The organism is Sphingobium rhizovicinum (assembly GCF_042647625.1).
Lineage (GTDB): Bacteria > Pseudomonadota > Alphaproteobacteria > Sphingomonadales > Sphingomonadaceae > Sphingobium > Sphingobium rhizovicinum.
Genome location: NZ_JBHRVU010000004.1, coordinates 3,117,082 through 3,132,545, shown reverse-complemented (window position 1 = coordinate 3,132,545; position 15,464 = coordinate 3,117,082). Strand labels below are relative to the sequence as shown.

General features: G+C 61.0%; 27 protein-coding genes. 20 read left to right on the top strand and 7 right to left on the bottom strand.

Annotated features, from left to right (window positions below; translation table 11 throughout):
• Positions 1-2: 2 nt before the first annotated feature.
• Genes ACFOKF_RS16480 through ACFOKF_RS16455 form a run of 6 tightly spaced genes read right to left on the bottom strand, consistent with a single transcriptional unit; the run spans position 3 to position 3,991 of the window.
• On the bottom strand, positions 3-173 hold the full coding sequence (locus tag ACFOKF_RS16480; RefSeq protein WP_380797016.1) for a hypothetical protein: 171 nt from the start codon (positions 171-173) through the stop codon (positions 3-5).
• On the bottom strand, positions 170-457 hold the full coding sequence (locus ACFOKF_RS16475) for a hypothetical protein (protein WP_380797014.1): 288 nt from the start codon (positions 455-457) through the stop codon (positions 170-172). The genes ACFOKF_RS16480 and ACFOKF_RS16475 overlap by 4 nt, the downstream gene beginning before the upstream one ends.
• A gap of 4 nt (positions 458-461) precedes the next feature.
• A complete protein-coding gene (locus tag ACFOKF_RS16470) occupies positions 462-1,253 on the bottom strand; it encodes a hypothetical protein (protein WP_380797012.1) in 792 nt (263 codons plus the stop codon).
• A complete protein-coding gene (locus ACFOKF_RS16465) occupies positions 1,250-2,779 on the bottom strand; it encodes a YfjI family protein (protein WP_380797010.1) in 1,530 nt (509 codons plus the stop codon). Before ACFOKF_RS16465 ends, ACFOKF_RS16470 begins: the two co-directional genes overlap by 4 nt.
• Entirely contained in the window at positions 2,772-3,776 is a 1,005-nt protein-coding gene (locus ACFOKF_RS16460) for a CHC2 zinc finger domain-containing protein (protein ID WP_380797008.1), read from the bottom strand. Before ACFOKF_RS16460 ends, ACFOKF_RS16465 begins: the two co-directional genes overlap by 8 nt.
• A gap of 5 nt (positions 3,777-3,781) precedes the next feature.
• On the bottom strand, positions 3,782-3,991 hold the full coding sequence (locus tag ACFOKF_RS16455) for a carph-isopro domain-containing protein (RefSeq protein ID WP_380797006.1): 210 nt from the start codon (positions 3,989-3,991) through the stop codon (positions 3,782-3,784).
• A gap of 73 nt (positions 3,992-4,064) precedes the next feature.
• Here ACFOKF_RS16455 and ACFOKF_RS16450 point away from each other — a divergent pair, with 73 nt between their 5' ends.
• The 20 genes from ACFOKF_RS16450 (at position 4,065) to ACFOKF_RS16355 (ending at position 13,913) form a co-directional block, all read left to right on the top strand.
• Positions 4,065-4,910 (top strand): LexA family transcriptional regulator, encoded by an 846-nt coding sequence (locus ACFOKF_RS16450; protein ID WP_380797005.1) that lies wholly within the window; start codon positions 4,065-4,067, stop codon positions 4,908-4,910.
• 149 nt (positions 4,911-5,059) lie between these two features.
• Positions 5,060-5,551: a hypothetical protein gene (locus ACFOKF_RS16445; protein WP_380797003.1), complete on the top strand. Its 492-nt coding sequence runs from the start codon at positions 5,060-5,062 to the stop codon at positions 5,549-5,551.
• Between the two features lies 1 nt (position 5,552).
• Positions 5,553-5,753: a hypothetical protein gene (locus ACFOKF_RS16440; RefSeq protein ID WP_380797002.1), complete on the top strand. Its 201-nt coding sequence runs from the start codon at positions 5,553-5,555 to the stop codon at positions 5,751-5,753.
• Position 5,754: 1 nt separating this feature from the next.
• Positions 5,755-6,033 carry a hypothetical protein gene (locus ACFOKF_RS16435; protein ID WP_380797000.1) on the top strand — a complete coding sequence of 93 codons (279 nt, stop codon included), beginning with the start codon at positions 5,755-5,757 and terminating at the stop codon, positions 6,031-6,033.
• Positions 6,026-6,196: a hypothetical protein gene (locus tag ACFOKF_RS16430; protein ID WP_380796999.1), complete on the top strand. Its 171-nt coding sequence runs from the start codon at positions 6,026-6,028 to the stop codon at positions 6,194-6,196. Before ACFOKF_RS16435 ends, ACFOKF_RS16430 begins: the two co-directional genes overlap by 8 nt.
• Position 6,197: 1 nt before the next feature.
• Positions 6,198-6,536, top strand: a complete 339-nt coding sequence (locus ACFOKF_RS16425) for a hypothetical protein (protein ID WP_380796997.1) — start codon at positions 6,198-6,200, stop codon at positions 6,534-6,536.
• Between the two features lie 3 nt (positions 6,537-6,539).
• Positions 6,540-7,262: a hypothetical protein gene (locus tag ACFOKF_RS16420; RefSeq protein WP_380796995.1), complete on the top strand. Its 723-nt coding sequence runs from the start codon at positions 6,540-6,542 to the stop codon at positions 7,260-7,262.
• 4 nt (positions 7,263-7,266) lie between these two features.
• Entirely contained in the window at positions 7,267-7,632 is a 366-nt protein-coding gene (locus tag ACFOKF_RS16415) for a hypothetical protein (RefSeq protein WP_380796993.1), read from the top strand.
• 32 nt (positions 7,633-7,664) lie between these two features.
• Positions 7,665-8,600: a hypothetical protein gene (locus tag ACFOKF_RS16410; RefSeq protein WP_380797888.1), complete on the top strand. Its 936-nt coding sequence runs from the start codon at positions 7,665-7,667 to the stop codon at positions 8,598-8,600.
• 328 nt (positions 8,601-8,928) lie between these two features.
• The gene (locus ACFOKF_RS16405; protein WP_380796992.1) at positions 8,929-9,360 is read left to right on the top strand and encodes a hypothetical protein; all 432 of its coding nucleotides are present in this window, start codon (positions 8,929-8,931) and stop codon (positions 9,358-9,360) included.
• Positions 9,357-9,632 (top strand): hypothetical protein, encoded by a 276-nt coding sequence (locus ACFOKF_RS16400; protein WP_380796990.1) that lies wholly within the window; start codon positions 9,357-9,359, stop codon positions 9,630-9,632. Before ACFOKF_RS16405 ends, ACFOKF_RS16400 begins: the two co-directional genes overlap by 4 nt.
• The gene (locus ACFOKF_RS16395) at positions 9,629-10,528 is read left to right on the top strand and encodes a DUF6551 family protein (RefSeq protein WP_380796988.1); all 900 of its coding nucleotides are present in this window, start codon (positions 9,629-9,631) and stop codon (positions 10,526-10,528) included. The genes ACFOKF_RS16400 and ACFOKF_RS16395 overlap by 4 nt, the downstream gene beginning before the upstream one ends.
• 171 nt (positions 10,529-10,699) lie before the next feature.
• Complete coding sequence (locus ACFOKF_RS16390) at positions 10,700-11,086, top strand: hypothetical protein (RefSeq protein WP_380796987.1); 387 nt, start codon at positions 10,700-10,702, stop codon at positions 11,084-11,086.
• A complete protein-coding gene (locus tag ACFOKF_RS16385; RefSeq protein ID WP_380796986.1) occupies positions 11,079-11,603 on the top strand; it encodes a hypothetical protein in 525 nt (174 codons plus the stop codon). The genes ACFOKF_RS16390 and ACFOKF_RS16385 overlap by 8 nt, the downstream gene beginning before the upstream one ends.
• Positions 11,596-11,874 carry a hypothetical protein gene (locus ACFOKF_RS16380; RefSeq protein WP_380796984.1) on the top strand — a complete coding sequence of 93 codons (279 nt, stop codon included), beginning with the start codon at positions 11,596-11,598 and terminating at the stop codon, positions 11,872-11,874. Before ACFOKF_RS16385 ends, ACFOKF_RS16380 begins: the two co-directional genes overlap by 8 nt.
• Positions 11,871-12,572: a hypothetical protein gene (locus tag ACFOKF_RS16375; protein ID WP_380796982.1), complete on the top strand. Its 702-nt coding sequence runs from the start codon at positions 11,871-11,873 to the stop codon at positions 12,570-12,572. The genes ACFOKF_RS16380 and ACFOKF_RS16375 overlap by 4 nt, the downstream gene beginning before the upstream one ends.
• Positions 12,569-13,018 carry a hypothetical protein gene (locus ACFOKF_RS16370; RefSeq protein WP_380796981.1) on the top strand — a complete coding sequence of 150 codons (450 nt, stop codon included), beginning with the start codon at positions 12,569-12,571 and terminating at the stop codon, positions 13,016-13,018. The genes ACFOKF_RS16375 and ACFOKF_RS16370 overlap by 4 nt, the downstream gene beginning before the upstream one ends.
• A complete protein-coding gene (locus tag ACFOKF_RS16365) occupies positions 13,008-13,199 on the top strand; it encodes a helix-turn-helix transcriptional regulator (RefSeq protein ID WP_380796980.1) in 192 nt (63 codons plus the stop codon). The genes ACFOKF_RS16370 and ACFOKF_RS16365 overlap by 11 nt, the downstream gene beginning before the upstream one ends.
• Before the next feature lie 13 nt (positions 13,200-13,212).
• Complete coding sequence (locus ACFOKF_RS16360; RefSeq protein WP_380796978.1) at positions 13,213-13,482, top strand: hypothetical protein; 270 nt, start codon at positions 13,213-13,215, stop codon at positions 13,480-13,482.
• Entirely contained in the window at positions 13,479-13,913 is a 435-nt protein-coding gene (locus ACFOKF_RS16355) for a hypothetical protein (RefSeq protein WP_380796976.1), read from the top strand. The genes ACFOKF_RS16360 and ACFOKF_RS16355 overlap by 4 nt, the downstream gene beginning before the upstream one ends.
• On the opposite strand, the gene ACFOKF_RS16350 is transcribed toward ACFOKF_RS16355, so the two are convergent.
• A complete protein-coding gene (locus ACFOKF_RS16350) occupies positions 13,910-15,409 on the bottom strand; it encodes a tyrosine-type recombinase/integrase (RefSeq protein WP_380796975.1) in 1,500 nt (499 codons plus the stop codon). The two genes, ACFOKF_RS16355 and ACFOKF_RS16350, sit on opposite strands and share 4 nt — an antisense overlap.
• Positions 15,410-15,464: the final 55 nt, after the last annotated feature.

Below are 15,464 nucleotides of genomic sequence, written 5' to 3'. Positions count from 1 at the left end.
CGTCACCGCTTCATCCTTCCAATATCGTCAATCACGTCATCGATGCGCTCGCAGGCATCCCTGCGCATTTCGGCCGCCAGCGTGGGCATGGCACCGTTCATTCCCTTGATCAGGAGCTTTACCGCCGTCAGGGATGCAACGACGTCGGCCGGGGTGGTGCGGCGGTTCCTCATGCCGGGATTACCCTGATCTGCACCCGCTTCCCGCGCTTCGTGATCCGGCCTCGCGCGACCTTCCGGCATGTCTCGCAACGCCGTCGCGGAAAGCGGCCCGTCAGTCCCGTCAGATCTTCGAAGGCTTCACCGCACCTCGCGCACTCCGCCTCCCAATGCACAATGTAGGAAGCTGAGCCGTCCTTGCGGGTGTAAGGCTCCAGAGCCGTCAGGAAGAACTTTTGCCGATCAATTTCCAGCACGGTGCCGGGCGTTGCCATCTCGCGAATGTCGAATTTGAGCATCTGCCTATCCTTCCCCCTCGTCGGGGTTGACATGGCGGGGAGGTCGGGGGTAAGCGCTTAGCGCGCTACCCCCGCCCGCCATCCCGACTGCCCCGCTGGTGGTAGCCCAATCCCAAAACGGAACTCCCCCCACGGCGATGAGCGCGCGGTGAAATGTCAGCGTGTCGCGCGGCGTAGCCCGGATCAGCGCCGTGTCCCGGTCAATGGCCTCTACGGGGCGACCCCGAAGCATCACAACAAGTCCTGCGACATCGATGCGACGATGTTGCGGCTGGAGCGGTGCGCCAAACACATCCAGCGTGGACCAGCCGAGCGTAATCAGGTCTGATCCCCAGTTCTGCACCGTCATCCGGGCATCCATCAGAAGCCCCCGCCATGCTGCGTCCGCCATGGCTGGCGGGCAGCCGCGCCGTGCCGCGCGGTCTATGGCTGCGGTCCAATTTGCGACACTTGCGACATCTGCGACCGGCGGAGCCATTTCCTTGCGAACACCTAGGAAATCCGCCGTTTCAGGTGTCGCAACAGGTGTCGCAGGCGGCGGATCGCCAAATTGCGACATGCCGGTGCCATCTTGATCGTCTGCGACACTTGCGACACCTGCGACAGTACCGTCGGACCAGCCGAAATCCCCGGAAAATGACTGGGCCTCTGCCGTCGCAATGGGTGTCGCAGCCGTTTGCGACACGATGCGCGCCGATGCGGCGCGATACTGCCCTTCATGTGTCGCAACATGTGTCGCATCGTCCGCGACATCGTCCCAGGCGAAGCCGGCGCTAAAGAGGTCTTCGGCCATCATTCGGCTCCCACGGGAACGACGGTGAAGGCTTCGGCATAGAATTTGGGCTTGCCCTCCAAATCGAGCATCGCGCCATCCTTGATCGGAACCAGATGGCGGTATTCGACCAAGTTATCGACCGCGCGCTTGAGCTTGGCGGCGCTGCGAACCTGCGTCGGCCCGCGCCGGTTAAGGAAGCGAAGTCCTACGGCTGGTAGATCGCGTTTTCTGATCCATTCGATCAAGGTCGCGGCATTGGCCATATCATCATCCAGCGCGGACGTGCCGTAGAGGCGCGCAGCTTCGCTGGCGTAGAACTCCATCAGCGCAATGCCTGCCTGTGTCGCCTGAACGCTAAGGCCGGCATCCAGCGCCTTTGAACCGCCTTCGAAATAGCTGATCGTCGCCGCCAGGCGCGTCGCATTCTCGGTCATCTTTGAGGCAAAATCGGCAATCTGCTCATATGGCCCGCCATGGCCGAGCTGGCGCTCGCAATGGTCGCTGAACTCAATCAGCTTCGCCTTTGCCTCTGGCGTAAGGTTGATGATCTGGAGGTCCAGGGCGCGAGTTTGCGGGTCGCGGAAGGTGAACTCGGTAGACAGTAGGCGGCCTAGCCGCTGGTGGTATTTCGCCAAGTCGGCGCGGTGCTTGTCGCTCGGCTCCACCCAGAAGCGGCTACCCTTCAGGCTCTTTGGCGCGGCGACGAGGATGCGGCTCAACAGCCCCTGATTGCGCACGGCCGGATTGCCCAACAGTTTGCCTGCAATGTCCGGCTGCACCATCAGGTGAAGGCAAAGGCGGCGACCATAGAGGATCTGGGTTCCATTCTCCTTGTCGGCGCGCACGCGCTTGATCGGCGACCCATCCCATAACTTGGACAGCATGCCCCCGGTCGCCGCCTGATTTTCCTCCTGCATCGACCAGCCGCCAAGGAACGTCGCCCCTTCGTCAGAGAATAGCCCGAGCGCTGGCATAGCCTCGGCAAACAGGCGCTGCATGCCGGGGCCGGTAGGCTCATCCACCGTCAAGAGCGGCTGGATCGGCGGGATGGGCGGCTTGCCGACGGACTCCAGTTCCCGGCGGATGTCATCGCGGGATTTGTTCGCGCCGTTCTTGGCCTTCGTGGTCGCGGCTTTGTAGGCCGCGTCCTCGATCGTGTATTCGTGCTTGCTCTGCTCGAAGTGCATCGCGAGCTGCTCCTCGCGTTCCTTCACCGGCTTGATAGCGAAACCATCGGAAGTCGATTTCCGGTCGCCTGACGCGGCGATGCTCAACAGGAACAGCGACACCGGCACGATCTTGCCGGTGATAGTCTCCACGTTCACAAACCCTTGTGCTGCAAGCGAGGCAGCCGACAGGACGGATTGCGCAGCGAGGGACAGCGGAACTTGCGCCATCGCCTCGATCGCGAAGATGGCGTCCCGCAAAGTCGGACTGAGGGCGTTGATCGGATACTCGACGGCATCGGCCATCGCGCCGCGCAGGTCGAGCGGCTGGGGAGCGGCGGGCTCCGCCTCCGCGAATTGTACAGCGAAGCCATCAGCCATGTGCCGACACCCCGCGCAACTGGTCGTTCCAGTCGTCATAGCGGCGATCCGGCCAAACGAAGGAAACCTCCAGCCCACGCTCTGCCAGGGCTATTGCCGCCTTGTTCGCAGCGATGCGGCCAGCCGTATTGTTTTGGCCCGCGATAATGACGCGCCGTACCGACGCAGGGTAATCGACGGCGGGCATCATACTGGTTCCGAACGGAACCCAAACGGGCAGGCCCGGCCCTTCCTGCATGATGGACAGGCCATCCTCTGGCCCTTCGGCCAAGATGATGGTGCGTTCGCCATGAGCCAGCTGCAAAGCCGATCCCTTGATCGTGCCGAGGCTCAATTTGCAGTCCTTCTTCCCCAGCCGGGGATCGTCATTCTTGAAGAATATGCGCTGGATGCCGACGATCGCGCCGGTGCCGTCCTGCGCCCCGCAGATCACGGCGGGGCGCTTGCGGCCCCATTCCCCGGTTTCCTTGTTGCGCCACGACGGCACCATGCCGAACCGGACGCATGGAGGCGGCGCGATGGTTATGGCGCGGGCGCGAAAGTAGATTTCGCCCGGCGTGCCCGCGATCGGCTGGGCCTCCGCGTAAAAGCGCCTAGCGTCCTTCTCTTTCTCCAAGTCCTCCAGTTGCGCTTCTGCCTGCGCCTTGGCGCGCTCTGACGGCGTCCATGTCGGAAGATCATCGCTCGCCAGCCGTTGATAGGCTTCACGGAAGCCACAGCCCTCCCGATCCATGACAAAGCGGATGATGTCGCCGTGCGCGCCGCAGCCAAAGCAATGATAAAACTCTTTGGCGTCGTTCACCGTAAAGCTGGGGGATCTCTCCTGATGGAAAGGGCATAGGCCAACCAGATCATGACCAGCCTTGCGCAGCTTAACGGCCCGGCCGACCACACTCGACACCGGCACGCGCGATTTGAGTTCATCTACAAGGCGACGAAATTCAACGTCGCTTAGGCGGTCCCTTCGGCTACCGGCATGGCGCCGTTCCCCCGTCATGGCGATCACTCCGCCTCGGTTGAGGCGGGAATCAACTCCAGAGGATCAACAGCTACGTTTAGCCTGTCGGCCAAATCCAGCACTTCACGTTGGCGCCTAGGGTGCAGAATGTCGCGCTCACACCAACCTTGAACGGTGGTAACATTTTTATGGTTCAGTTCGCGCGCTACTGCACTGATGCCGCCGAGGCGGTCGATGACGGATCGGATGGACATAACGGTCTGTTTACGCTCGCACCGTAAAGAACGTCAACGTTTAAAGCGTAACGTCAATGAAGTAAGAGGGCGTATGAGCACGAAAACCACTGGCGAAATTCTCGGCGAACTCCGCGATCGGTCTGGGATGACACTTTCCGAGATTGCGAGGGCAGCGGGTTACAAAGGTCCGTCGAGTGTCCAGATGATGTTCAGTCCGGACTACTCAGTTAATCCGCTTAACGCATCGATCGCAGAGCGGTTGGCGAAAGCCATGGTCGGGAAGGGCGCCCCGCCGATACGAGTAGAAGAGTTGTTTGCACTGTCGCAGCCGCAGGCTTGGACTCATACGCAATACATAAACTGGGCTCGCGAACAAAAGGATGAGCCGCGGGTAATCCCAACCACCGATCCAAAGCCGCCGACTGCGGCCCAGATCATGTCACATGAAACAGATTTGTCAGATGTGCCGCGGGGCATGGCTGCATTTATGGCACGTGATATCGAGGTTTTTGGGTCTGCATTGGCCGCAGATATTGAGTTTGACGACAAGGGGAATGCAGCGTTTGTAGAGCAGACGCTGTTTGAGATGGGTGAGGTGATCACCTATGCGCGAAGGCCGCCAGGAGTATCTCTTAATGCGAAGATATATGCGCTTTACGTTTCTGGATCATCAATGGAGCCGCGATATCGGCCAGGCGATCCATTGTTCGTAGACACCCGCAGGCCTCCAGCGATAGGCGATGATGTCGTGGTGCAATTAGTCAATTCTGACGAAGAGCCGCATATCTCAACTGGGCTGATCAAAACGCTTGTCAGGCGGACGGGATCGCATCTGGAGTTGGAGCAATATCGACCTGAAATCCGATTTTCAGTGCCGATGGAGCGTGTCGCCCACATCCATCGCGTAATACCGACGAAGGAATTGTTCGGCATATAACGTTTTAAACGTAATATTTACGTTTGACACGTAACAGGAGAGCATTTACGTAATGCCTCATCACCTGATCGCCTGCGGGCCGAAGACGGTGATGCAGGCAGGGCGTCCGCGTGGGCAACCCCTGTCATTTAGACACGGAGACCCCAGAAATGGCCGACGCCACCACGGCGCGGAGCGATGACGCTTCGCGGAACGAAGAACTGCGCCTATCAGACGTAAGCACGATATGTGGATTGATCGGCCAGGCTGATCGCTATTGCATGTCGGCAGAGCGCCACCAAAGCCGCGCTTTCCGTGGCTTCCGGTCGATCTACCAGAAATCATACGATGCTGTTCGTGAAGGACATCTGGGACTGCTCGATGCTGTTCCTGACGGTTCAGACCGTGACCTTGTGATCCTGGCTGGCCACGCCTGCCTGATGGCGGATCAGATCAAAGACATGGATGTGGGCGACAACGCCGATGCCGCGCGCCTGCTTTCCGCTGTCCACACCGCGCTTATCAGCATCAGCGGCTCGATCGCAGGTCGGTTTCCGGCCGAAGTGAAGGAGGTTGCCGCTCTTTGGCCCGAGTTGGGCCAGTCGATCCGGAACGACGTGGCCGTGATGCGCGACATGATCGCCGATCGGGAGGGCCGCTAACATGGCCCGCCCCCGTAAGCAGCCGCGCCAGCGGGACATCATCGACGTCAACCGTGCATGGTCGGTCTATCTCGGAAGACGGTCGGATGTCTCCTACTGGGTCGCCAATGTCCGTCACGCCACGGTCCACCTCGCATTTCTAGCGGCGCGCGTGATCCAGCCGACGGGGCCGATTTATCTGATTGAAGATGAGGGCCGCTGACATGGCGATCCGCGCGCAAATCCACCACGTCCTGCTGAACCGCCAGCAGATCGAAGACGAGATTGAACACCTGATCAGTCTTTTGGATGCCCATGACGGCGACTGCGATCTTGAGGACGATGATCCGGCCGGCGGGAACGTCGAAGACGAACGGCAGGATCCGATGCATTATCGGCTGCCGCCGAAGTACGGCGCCGACCAGACCGCGATGATCAACGAGCGCGATATTCTGCGCGACTATCACCGTCAGATCATGGGGGAGGGCGCGCCTTATGCGTAGCCTCCGCAACTTCATCGCCGCCATCGAGCCTTGGTATGACTGGGGATATTGGGGCGGCACGTCGACCAAAGATGAGCGCGGCGGAGACGGATGGCGCTTCGAAATCGAATGGCTCGGCTTCCAGATTTTCATCGCTTTCACGCGCTTCCCCAAGGAGAAGTGACATGACCACTCGTCGTCAAGTTCTGGCAGCGGCCATTGCCGCGCCGATCGTCGCCACCCCCGCCGTGGGCGCGCCACCGATGTTTGCCTGCGGCCCGATCAACGATCCAGCCGCCGACTATTGGGAAATCGAAGCGCGTTTCAACGGCAGCGCGGTGTCTGAAGATCAGTTCAATTTCGCAATGGAGCGTCTCGACCGCTGGCAGCCAGCCGATGCGGAAGGCTTTTTGCGCAAATTCGCAGCCATGGTTGGCAGCAACCCTGCGTGGGATGGCTTTCCGGCCGAAGGCCGCATGCTTGCCCTGGCAGCTGACGCCAACCGCCTTGTCGGGAGGGCCTGAGCCATGGCCTTCGCATTCAAGCGCTGGGACAATCTCGACGTGGGAACTGAGGTTTTCGAGCTGCCGTCGATGCCGTTCGGCACCGATTTCCGCCTCATGAGCCTGATCAGAGATTATACGAACGCCATCACCGAAGACATGGAAAGCGAGCATTACAAGGTCGTGGCGAATGAAATCGCCGAATTCCCTGCTTCATCCATTTCAGACATCATCGCCAAGATGTTGATCCGGCTGCACGTAGAGCATGCCGGACTGGATGATACGACCTTGGTATTTGCCCCGATCGGGGAGGACGGCCTTCGCCGCCTCATGGAGGCCCAGCCAACACTAGCCGACCTATATCGGCAACTTCCGAAGGGCTGGACCGAGGCATTGGGCGCAGTGCGGGCTGCCCTACTCGTTGAGCGCGATTATGACCGCCGCGTATGGGGGCCTGCCAACGAGGTAGAGAAGGCCGGTGGCGCGCGGGTGCCTGACGCGATCAACGGCGAGGCCGAACGCCTGCAAGATATCCGCTGTAACGCTGAGGATTATCTAATCCGCATGCCGGCAAAAACTCTTGCTCAATTCGCGATCAAATATCTGATCGGGTTTAGCTGGGGCCGCGAGCGGGGCGATCATGTCGATCTCTGCAACGAGGCCCGCCGCCTCCTTGGGGTCGAAATTCCCGACGATATGGGTGAGTTGGACCTTCTCCTGAGCAATCTCAACTGGTCGGAGGGCTGAGGCGATGTCTTGGATCATCCTCAAGCAGCCGCATCCGCTTGATGCCATCTGGTCGCAGGCCATGGAGGCAGTTTCCGATGCCCAGCATGCTGTAGACGCCCAGCCTGAAGACTTCTCGGATGCTCAGAACGACGCGCTCTGCGCCGTGCTGCTCAAGGCTATCGCCGTGGTAATCGCGCTGCCGGCGCGGGATCTTTCGGACAGCTTGGTGAAGCTGGACCTGTCCGGGCTGGGCGAAGATGGGCCGCTATCGGACTTCGATCATCACGAAATCATGCGGGAAGCATGTGCGCTCGCCGACGCCGCGATCGTACGCGGCGGAAAGCTTCTCAAAGCCGTGCCCAACCTTCTGGAGGGCGTGACGCTATGACACAGGCTCTCAACTATACCACGAAGGCGATCGTGCAACTGATGGACTATCCCTGTCCAGGCGCGCCGGGAACGCGCGCCGGCATGCGCTACATCGCGGAGAAATTGCGGCAAGCGGAAGTCTTCATCCTTGGCGATAATGGCGAGCTGTTGGACCGGTCGAAAGCCCGGCCGGAAGTGCCCGGGATGCTCTTCAAGCCGCCGTTCCCGGTTGTCGCTCTCGAATATTCGTCGGCCACCAAAGAATGGGGTAGCAGCGAATATACTGCCGCGCCTTCGACTCGGCGGATAGCTCTGGCGTGGGAATGGCAGGACGACTTGCCGCCCATGTGCCAGGCGCTCGCACCCCGTATTGACCGGCCCGGCGTCGTCATCGCTTCGATCCCCTATTACGATGCTCAGCGGGCGTGGATGCCTGTCTCCGCTGCCGGGTTCGTGCCTTACGATGGAGACTATATCCAGCCGATCGCGACCAGCCCTTTTCGTGATGCGATGGTGAGCGAAGGGCGGATAACGACCAAGCAGGCGGCGCAACGCGCATTCGAGTGCGAGTCTGTCCCACTCTTACCCGAGGCAATCCTTGGGATGTTCGCGGAGCATGGCCGAGACGCAAGCATGGATTATCTGCGCGCCGACCTCATGGACGAGGCGAACGCCTATATCGACCTTTGCATGGCCCTTGCCTGCAAGAACGTCTCCGCCGTTCGTCACCCCGCATCCAGAGCGTTGAACCGCGCCCGGATCGGTTCAGGCAAGCCGAAGCTCAAAGACTTTCATGTGCTGGAGGTTCGGGGCGCTGGCGGACTACCGGGGGCCGGGTCGGGCGGTGGCGTTTCACCCCGTTCGCATCTGCGCCGAGGCCATATCCGCAGGCTGGATGCGAACCGGGTGACATGGGTCAACGCGACCATAGTCAATGGGCATGGTGGCTTTGTCGACAAGCAATATTCAGTGGGGAGCGCGCGATGACAGCCCTGCACGACTGCTCCAGCTGCGCATACTGGCGTGCGGGGGCGCCAGGTAACATGAGCCAGCCGGCTTTAGACGAGGCTTATGGAGAACTGGGTACATGCCAGAACTTCATGCCGCAGATCTTCCTTGTCAACGGCGTCCCGGAATCTCACCAGCCGGTGACGCACTCGACCCGCTGTTGCGGTGAATGGACCTCCGCATGGCCTGATGACGGCGATCCTGATGGCGATGGTGAGCCTGTGCCTAGGCCGGAACCCGACCTGAGCAAGGTCCGCCGTCTCTTCCCCAATCCTCCCAAGCCCGTTGCCGCATAGGAGCGCGAGTCATGCCGACCACCGAAACTGAAGCCCGGCGCGATTACACCGCCGAAGAGACGACGGCTTACGAAGCCTATCTGTCTGCGGTCGCTGAACACAACATCGTCTGCGCCCGGCCCGGTGCCACGACCCGCGACAAGATGGATGCGGCCTTTGCTGCCGGCCGGGCTTTCGACCGCTTTTGCCATGTTGCCGATCTGCCGTTGGCGTCTCGCTCGCTGCCAGACGTGCGCCGTATCGAGGTCCTTCAGGACGCGCTTGCGAAGCTGATCGAATCCTCCCGCAGCGCATGGTCCATGATCCGCGCCGCCGACATGATGGGCGTCATCGAGCACCACGCCGAAGGGGTGGACCACAACGACCATGACGCCTGCGTTTGCCTGATACAGGATGCGGAGGCCGTTCTTCGCCGCGCCATCGAGCAGGCGGACGCCGCATGAGCGCGCCGACGATCAAATCCCGTGAAGCCTATCCCTATGCCGTCGTTCGCGCCGGCGGGAAGTTGCCCCGGTTCCGCTATCAGGAAGTCGGGGAGGCGGGCGAGGAAGCCGAACGCCAGAGCAAGCAGCGGCCGGGCGCGACCTTCATCGTCATGAAGGAGATCGCGCGCGTCTCGACCAAGAACACAGATCCAGCCGCAATCCCCCCGGCGGCTGGCGGAGCCGGGCGGCATCGTGCCCCTAAGCCGTCCGGCTCCAAAGGTGGTGCATGATGCTGGTCCGGTCCGGCACTAAGCCGACGCCCGTCACCCCTGTCGCGGTAGTTGCCGAGCATGTGCCGGTGAAGATCGCCGCGCGCCCTGCCAAGAAATGGCCGGTCGCCAAGGGCAATCCGCCGTCTGTCGAGAACCGCAGCCCCACCGAACTGCGCCTTGACGACAGCTATCAGCGGTCGACGGACAACGGTGCCAGCCGGGCGCTGATCAAGCGAATTGCCACCGGCTGGGACTGGCGCATGTGCCTGCCGCTGGTGGTGTCAAAGCGCGACGACGGTTCGCTCTGGGTCATAGACGGGCAGCATCGGCTGGCGGCGGCGCTCCTGCGCGGCGACATTCCGTTCCTGCCCTGCGTCATTGGCGTCTATGGCAGTGTTGCCGACGAGGCGGCCATGTTCGTCGCCATGAACAGAGCGCGCAAGCCGATGAACCGTCTGGACGACTTCCACGCGGCGCTTGCCAGCGGCGACAGCGAGGCGATCGAGGTCGCGAAGCTCATCACCGACGCCGGCTTCACCGTCTCGCGTAAGACGGGTTCGCAAAGCTGGGTATCGGGCGAGGTCGCCTTCACCAGCGCCATCGCCAAGGTGCTGCGCAAGCACGGGCCGACGGTCTGCGCGCTGGCGCTCACCACAATGGCGGAGGCGTTTCCGGGCGAGGTGCTGAACGCCGGTTCGAGCATGTTCCTTGCCCTGACCAAGCTGTCCATCAGTCCGCCTGATGGCTTCGATCATGACCGCATGTTCCGGGCGCTTCTCAAGCGAAATCAGCGCGAATGGGCCAGCTTCCTAAATGAGGTGAAGGGTGGCGGTGACGAGCGCGGGCTTCAACTACGCAAGGTGTTGCTCATGGCTTATGAGGAAGAGCCGGAGGTGGCCGATGCCGAAGGTTAGGCACCGACCGCCATGGCGGCATCATGACGGAAGTCCCGCTATTCCGCTCGTGATCACAGACCGCATGGGTTTCGTACAGATCAGGGAAGATGGTGTTCGCGGGCGTTGCCGCTTTGCGCGAGCTATGGACGTGGACTGGGATCGAGTGACTCACTGGAGGCTCGGACGCCGATGATCATAGAAATCCCCGTCTACCACCATCCCGACGGCTCACGCACGATCGGCCAGCCGGACCCGCGCCACGGCGTCAGGCTGGGAGGGATCGCGATGGCGGTGCTGAACCTCAAAAATTGGGCACAGGATCCGAACATAGCGGAATCGCAAAGGAAATCGGCCCGAAACCCTCAGAAATCCAGGCTTTCAGAGGTGGATTTGGTCCGAAAGGAAATCAGTGGAATCGCCCCGCTGGCCCCACTGCTCAGCACCAGCCGAACGCCGCAGAAATCAGCCGTTTTTACCCGGCCGGTTGCCCTTGCCAGCACCACCCCCTGCGACTGCCTGTCCTGCCAGACGGGACGGCCTGATTACCCCTGTCTTCTGGAGGGCGACGATGCCTAAAGCTCGCGGTGGGCGGCCATGGACCAAACATTTTGGCCTCCCGCAGATCCCTGTTGTGATTACGAACCCTCGCGCGCTTGTGCAGGTTAAGGAGGACGGGATACGCGGCCGGTGCCGTGTGGCTCCGGCAAATGATGTGGACTGGGAGCGGGTCACTCAATGGAGATGGGAAGATGTCGATCCCGTCCGCGAAGATTGTCCTGTCAGCCTGGAAGCCATGTCTGTCCAAGAATGCGCCGCAGAAAGGCGGCAGATCGCGGCGGACCTAACTCGCGCAAAGGATGCTCTGATATTCACCAAACGCTCTAATGACAGGGACGCCATCCGCGATCTTGGGCGCGATATTCATTCGTTGGAGCAACGGGCTGCGGCTGCAAAAGTGCGCGAGTTTCAATTGATGGCGCAGGCGAAAGGTGACGCTCTCAGACGGGCAGTCAAGGAGATTCTACCGCCCGAACTCCGGCGCCAAGTGCGTGAACGAGCGAAGGAAATTGAGCAGGAGATGCTCAATGGCTGAGATCGTCTATTACCCCGACGGCCCTCCCGCCTCGCATGTCGAGATATGCAGCGGTGTGCAGCACGGACCGGCGAAATTGACTGGCGCACGCGGCACCTGGCTCGACGTGAAGGACTGGGGCTTCATGACCTTCTGGGTCGACGTTGTCGATACCGAGGGCAATCGCCTGACCATCCATGACGGCCGCAGCTACGAGCAGGCCATCATCGAAGCTGAACAGGCCGCCCAGGAGTGGAAGGTCGAAGTTAGGGATATGGTGGAAACGAAATGACCGACCTTCTCGATATCGCCGCCCGACTGGAGGCGGCCTGCGACATCACCGGCAAGCCGAGCGGTCGGCACATGGTGCCAAGCATGACGAAGCTGGCCGAAATGCAAACTGCCATGGGTGCCAAAACGGGCGATCGTGAGGCTGGCGAACTGGGCGAAGTTACCGCCTGCCTGACTGCCTGCATCGACAATGAGGCGAAACTGTTCGACGCGCTGGCGCTGGTGGCAAAGGAGGCGGTGGACGCTTTGCGATCGCATGGCGTTCCACGGCCCATCAGCGCAGCGCCGGATGATGACCGCTGGATTTTGGGCTACGATCCGACAGCTACCGTAGGCCCGCCGTGGTTGCTTGTGGCTCGCTGCGATGGCGGCTGGCATGATGAAGCGTTCCATGAGGCCAATCCGACCATGTGGGCGCCGCTGCCCGATCCCCAGCCGGAGCCGACAGGATGGCGCCGGGCGGAGGGGACGATCCGCATCATCAAGGCGTGGTCGACGGATATCCCATGGCTCACCCACTTGGTTGAGGTTATCAAGCCAGACGGCACGCCCGATGGTGAGCGCGAGCCTGATATGGCTACCGGGATAGAGGATGCGCGCCGTCGCGCCACGGCGTGGGCAGCAAAGCTGGGGCTCCCGGTTGACGAAGTGGATGACGGGAATGTCGTCCCGTTCAAACGGGCGGAGCCGAACCAATGATGACCATCCTCCGCCGCCTAGATGCCTGGCTTGCCAAGACGCTGTTCCACCCGCCGATCATCCTCGCCTGCCAGCTTACGCGGCAGACGCAGCACGCTATGCACCGCGCGCTGTGGTTCTTGGTCGCCTGCCATCTGACCTATTACTCTCAGGGCGGATCATGGGGCCTGCTGGCGTTCGTCTGGTTCTACACTATCTGGATGTTCGTCTGGGCGGCTGCTTTCGCCGATCACCCATCATTCTCGTTTGGGGTCTTCCGTTTCGTGATCTGGCTTGGCTTCGGCATGGAAGCGCTGGGGACAATCGGCACGGGGGAGATACGCGCTATCCAGATCAGAGAGGTCATGATCCTGTTCGCTGAGTACGCGGCGACCATCCGATCCATTCCGCCGCGCCGGCCGCGCGAAAAGCGGACCAGCGCCAGGGAGGCGTTCAATGGCCAGTAATCCTGATCGCCTCATTTCGCTTGCAGAGGTCAAAGAGTTGACCGGGCTGGGAAAGACGATGATCTATCGTTTGATCAGGCGGGGCAGTTTCCCACAACAATATAAACCAGGGGGCTTTGCAAGTCGCTGGAGTGAGTGCGAGATAATCGCATGGCGCGAATCCCAACGCGCGGCAGGTTGAGGAGCGACGACGAGTGTCAGATCCAAGCGATTTGGAAGAAAAAATTGAATCCGCCTCTGAGGCTTTCGCCGCGGAAATAGGCGGGTTGGCGACGAGGTCGTTCGTGCGCGAAGGCATACTTAAGCAGGCGGTAGTTTCGGTCATTTGGGCGCTGTTCCGTGAAATGCCAGAAGAGCGTGACGCTTTGGCAGATATTCTTGATGATTGGCCGTCAATCATTCGCGACGCGAATGTCGAAGATAAGCGGCAGCAAAACGCTCGCTCAGGGGAGGATGGCCAATGAAATTTTTTCAGGACACTAAGGGTCGGTGGTATCCGGTTGAGCGAATCAAGCGCATTCTCCCGCCACGGCAGGCGGAGGGTGCGAAGCCCGAAACATCGAGGGTTGAGCTTGATGGAGACGACACTGTCGAAATCTATCCGTATGATCTTGATAGAATCCAGCAGGGCGCTTTTCAAATCATGCCGGCGGCAGCAGGGACCTATTATCTATACGCTGGAGATACTCGGGACGAAGAAGTTTATCGCGTAGCTATCATCGCATGGGCGCTGTGTTATGATGGTCAAGTTCGGCCAGTTACTATTGATGGAGTAAATGATAATTTCATTGGTAACGCCGATACAGTGCTATTGCCTGACGGCAGGGTCCATGTTTTCGAGCAAGAGTTCGCCAATCAATCGCGCTGGGCTGATTGGAAATTCAAACAAAGCTAAACTCGTCCCGGCCCGGTCGCCGCATAGCGGATGGGTTGTCCCAGATGGATTTCAGGCTCCCAGAATCCGTCCATCAGAAGGTCCGCCCATTCCTGCGCCAGCTCGCGGCGCCGGGGCATGTAGGCAGCGCGATTATAGGCACCCTCAGACTCTGATGCGCCCTTCGGGATATGCGCCAGCATCAGGTCGATGATGGCACGGTCGGGCGATGCCCCGACCTGCCCGGCCTCACGCCAGACGCGATCGGCCCGCTCGTTCATTATGGTTGAGAAAGCTGCGCGGAACCCATGGGGAACGTGCCGGCCGGCATAGCCGGAGCGAATCAGCAACTCGCGAAGCGTATTCTCTGACATCGGCCTGTGCGGGTTTCGCTCGCCAGGGAATATCAGCGGCATTGCGCCGGTCACCCGCCTTGCCGTCTCCAGCACGGACACAGCCTGATGGGGCAGGGGGACGACATGGTCGCCATCCACCTCTGCTTTTCGATCCTCGTCGCCCTTCATGCGGGCGGCCGGGATGATCCATGTGGGATTAGGCCCATCCAGATCGTGCAGCTCATCCCAGCGCGCGCCGTGGACTTCATTCGGCCGGACTGCCGTCAGGGCGATGAACCGCATGGCCAGCTTCGTCGTGGCCCGGCATCGCTCGCCCTCGCAGTCAACGAGCAACTGCCGGACGGCGATGATTCGGGCGTCGTTGTCGCGCTTGCCGTCCACGATCGATGGTTGTTTGCGGGCCTTGGGCTTGTCCTTCAGGTTCGCACCCAGCCCGGCCGCCGGATTATGCTCGCACAGGCCGCCGCCGATGCCATAGGCGAAGATCCCGGCGCAGCGCTGGCGCAGCCGGTGCGCCGTCTCGATCGCGCCGCGACGCTCGATCTTTTGCAGAACGTCGAGCAGCTTCGGCGCGCGAATCGAGGTGATAGGAAGATCACCGATTTCCGGGAAAATATCGCGCTCCAGGCTGGTGATGACGTCCGCGCTGTGAACAGGGGACCATGGCGCCGCCGCTGTCGTCCAGAAACGGGCGGTGCGGTGCGACCATTTGCCATCATGGGCGGCGCGATACTCGCGCAGCTTGTCCATTGACCAGCCGCTATTGAGTTCGAACCAGCGTTCCCCGACCAACTGGAAGGTGTTGGCGCTTTCTTCGGCGCGAACCTTGGTGGCGATGCGCTTTTCGACGGCCGGGTCTTTGCCGTCGCGGAGCATCGCCTTTGCCGCGTCCCGCTTGCCCCGTGCCTCAACCAGCGTGACGCCGGGATAGGAGCCGAAGGCCAGCGTCTTCTGGGCAGGCTTGCCGTTGCCGTTCAGGCCATAGGTGTAATTCATGCGCCAGTGCTTCCCGCCGGCGCGCGACACCTGAAGGTAGAGCTGTCCCGAATCCGAAAGCCGGTAATCCTTGTCCCGCGCCTTGGCTGCCTTGATCTTCGCGTCGTTCAGCATCTCGCCCTCGATACCATGGATGTCATGGTCCGATACCATGTCATCTACCATGCTGGCCGGTGAACGCCCATGAACGAAAGCGGAACGCCGGGTGAGGCGAATATGC